Genomic DNA, 3,615 nt, shown 5'->3' on the forward strand with positions numbered 1-3,615 from the left:
CAAGGGTAATAATCCCGGAGACATCGTCATATTGCAGTCTCCGATTATGACCACGGACAACACCCTCGTATCCGTCTTCGATGCCGATAACCTCTAACCCATATTCGATTATAGCTTTTTTGGTAACTGCCCGAATGACGGCATTCAGGCCGGGGCAATCTCCCCCACCGGTAAGAATAGCGATTCTATTGTGCTTTCCCACGATTAGACCTCCAAGACAAAATGGCTAATATCAATAAAAGCTAGCTCTAGGGCAAAGCGCTGGGAAATTTTTAATCTTGGTAGCGATCTCTCCGCTTATGATAGATGCTAGTGCGAAGCTAAGAATAATCGATCTGTGAGTTCATCATAACTGCCCTTACCTAATTTGGCAAATCACTGCTGCCGGTCTCAACAGAACCGAACGAAGGCAAACCTTATTAAGAGATGTTTTAATATCAGAAGTCACTTGCTGATACCTAGCCAGTTAGTGCCTCCAGCTGGCTTCCATTTCCCGCGGTTAAATAGCTGCGGGTATTTCATTTTGCGCACTGTCTCGATGATGAATACGGCTACGCCCGGAATGACGGCAACAGCCCATCCAGTGATACCTAGCGGTACCGTGCCGAATACTGCCTGAAGGAAAGGTAGATAGACGACCGCTACCTGCAGGGGAATAGCAGCCGAAATGAATATCAGCATCCAGCGATTACGGAATACCCCCAACTGGAAAATGGTGTATTCATCGGAGCGAGCATTGAGAGCAAGAATCCACTCGAAGATAACTACGCTACAAAAGGCAACAGTACGGGCTTCCTCCACTCCGGCTGCTGATTCCATGAAGTTAAAAACCAGTACCGTACCGATACCGAGCATTCCCGCTAGAAAACCGACACGCAGCAACATCCCGGGGAAGAGTAGCCCAACTTTGGGGTGGCGAGGTGGTTTATTTAATTCATCCCCCACTTTCGGCTCAAGCCCAAGGGGAACGGCCATAAGTGTGCCGGTAACCAGATTAACCCAGAGAATCTGTAGTGCCATAAGAGGTGCCTTACCCAAAAACAAAATACCCAGTACCAGAGCAAATAGTTCTCCCATACCGGTGGCAAGAAGGAACATCGCCACATTTCGCAATCGGTTGAAGATAGCTCGGCCTTCTTCAACCGCGGATACTACCGAGACAAAGTTATCATCCACCAACGTCATATCCGAGGCTTCCTTAGCCACATCAGTACCCGTAATGCCCATGGCAATGCCGATATCAGCGGCCTTCAGCGCCGGCGCGTCATTGACACCATCACCGGTCATGGCAATAACGTGCCCCTGTTTTTTAAGAGCATTAACAATCTTAAGCTTTAAAACAGGTTCCACTCGGGCGAACACTGATACCCTTTCCACCCGTTCCGAGAGATCTTCATCGCTCATTTTTTCGATATCAGCACCGGTGAAGGTTTCTCCCGGAGGTAGTTTAAGTTGCCGAGCCACCGACTCGGCAGTTAGCCTGTTATCTCCAGTAATCATAACCACCTTGATGCCGGCATTTTTGGCTTGCTCTACCGCCTCGATTGCTTCCTCGCGAGGCGGGTCATACATGCCTACCAAACCCACGAAAACCAGCTTACCATCGATGTGTTCCTCTTTGAGTTCGGCAAGCTCTCCAGGATGTTCGGCGTAAGCTAGCGCCAGGACCCTCAGGGCATCTTTCGCCATAGCATCACTTATCCCCAGGATTGCTTCTCTATCTGCTTTATTCAATGACACTGGGCTGCCATTTTTCAAGGTGCTGTGGCTCATCTCAAGCAATCTTTCTAGAGCCCCCTTAACGTAAACTACCTTGCCCTTATTCCATGGGTGCAGGGTAGCCATATACCGCCGCTCGCTCTGGAACGGGATCTCATCCAATCTGGGATATGTTTCCTCCAGTGTTTCCTCGTTCAGGCCAGCCTTTGCAGCCGCCACTAGTAATGCTCCCTCCGTCGGGTCACCCATGATGTTACAGCACTCCTTATCCGATGAAAGCAAAGCATCATTGCAGAGAGCGCCTATCTTGAGAAGCAACATCATTGATTCTTCCTTATCAGGATCTAGGATATTATTATCACGTCGAAACTCGCCTTCCACTTGGTAGCCTTCACCTGTGACCTCAACCCATTCTCCGTCGACATAGATCTTCCTTACCGTCATCTGGTTCATAGTGAGCGTGCCCGTTTTGTCAGAGCAGATGACGGTGGCTGATCCCAGGGTCTCAACTGCCACCAGTCGGCGGATGACAGCATTGCGTGAAGCCATATAACGCATACCCGCAGCCAAGACAACTGTGACTACAGCCGGGAGGCCTTCGGGTATGGCTGCTACTGCCGCTGCTACTGCCACCAGGAATATCTCCAACCATTCCAGCCCTCTCCATACCCCCACTCCTATCAGTAGGCCGCAGGTGCCCAGCACCAGGTAAATGATATAGTGACCCAGTGTATTAATGCTCTTCTGCAGAGGGGTCTTCTCTTGTTTAACTTCTTGGAGGCTCGTGGCAATTTTACCCATCTCGGTGGCCATCCCTGTGGATACCACTACAGCAGTAGCGCGGCCGTTTGTGATAATAGTGCCCATATACACCATGTTCTTACGGTCAGCCACGGCAACCTTGCCGTTTATCGGAGTTGTATGCTTATCCACTGATACAGACTCTCCGGTAAGCGATGACTCGTTTATTTTGAGGTTGGCTACCTCTATTAGACGAGCATCAGCCGGTACCTTATCACCTGACTCAAGTATCAGAATATCGCCAGGTACCACTTCTCTACTCTTAATCTCTTCTACTTTACCATCGCGCCTGACTTTAGTTTTGGGGGCTGCCAGCTGCATTAGAGCTTCCATGGCTTTCTGTGCCTTGCCTTCCTGAACATAACCAATCGTGGCCATAAGTAACAGAACTGCTAGAATTACAGAGGCATCCAGGTTTTTCCCCAAGACAAACTCGACAATTGCTGCAGCGAGTAGTATGTATACTAAGGGACTGCGGAATTGCTGCAAAAATAGTAGTATTGCAGGGGCCTTCTTTTTACGCTCAAGCTCATTAGGCCCGTGTTGCTGCAGCCTGTTCGAAACTTCTGACGTAGTTAGTCCAGAATACGATGAACCAAGTTCCTTTAAGGCCTTGTTGGAGCTAATATCATACCACTGTTTCTCTGCCATATTCTACCCAGAAGCCTATTATAGCTATATATGCTAAGCTCAGTAAAATATCCCAAACTCTATCATACAAGCAGTGGAAAAAGCTTATAGAACCATATGAGTTATCGCTATGTTTAGCGCTTGGCTGAACTTTCATGAGGAAAGACGTATTTCGGGGATACTATCGTCGTAATGGACAATTGCACTTTCTAAGCGGGTTCTTAGCAAAAATCATTCTTTTACAGTCAACCTTTTGTATTTCTGTTGATCCGTGAGCGCTATCCAAACTTCTTTGTCAGCGACGTCACAGTCGAAGAGAAGGCGGTTTATGAGCACTCGCCTCCTGTTCGTCAAATGTACCTTTACCGGTTGTGGAGCAGTTAATCGTCTTAGCAAAAATATGCCAAACAGACCAAAGCACCCCAGAATAAAAGGAGTCGGCGCACCAAGTATCCAGGCCAGAAT

Annotated in this window: 2 protein-coding genes; both read right to left on the reverse strand. The window is 48.4% G+C overall.

The genetic code is table 11. From position 1 onward, the window contains the following. Positions 1-202 (reverse strand): 6-phosphofructokinase (locus tag PHI12_14075; GenBank protein ID MDD5511914.1); only part of this gene is annotated, 202 nt, incomplete at its 3' end. Between the two features lie 242 nt (positions 203-444). Continuing rightward, positions 445-3,171 (reverse strand): HAD-IC family P-type ATPase, encoded by a 2,727-nt coding sequence (locus tag PHI12_14080; GenBank protein MDD5511915.1) that lies wholly within the window; start codon positions 3,169-3,171, stop codon positions 445-447. Between the last annotated feature and the right edge of the window lie 444 nt (positions 3,172-3,615).

Source organism: Dehalococcoidales bacterium (assembly GCA_028716225.1).
In the GTDB taxonomy this organism is placed as follows: Bacteria; Chloroflexota; Dehalococcoidia; order Dehalococcoidales; family UBA5760; genus UBA5760.

Excerpts from the sequence above, each read along its gene's own strand:
- PHI12_14080 (MDD5511915.1), bottom strand. The coding sequence starts at position 3,171 with ATGGCAGAGAAACAGTGGTATGATATTAGCTCCAACAAGGCCTTAAAG.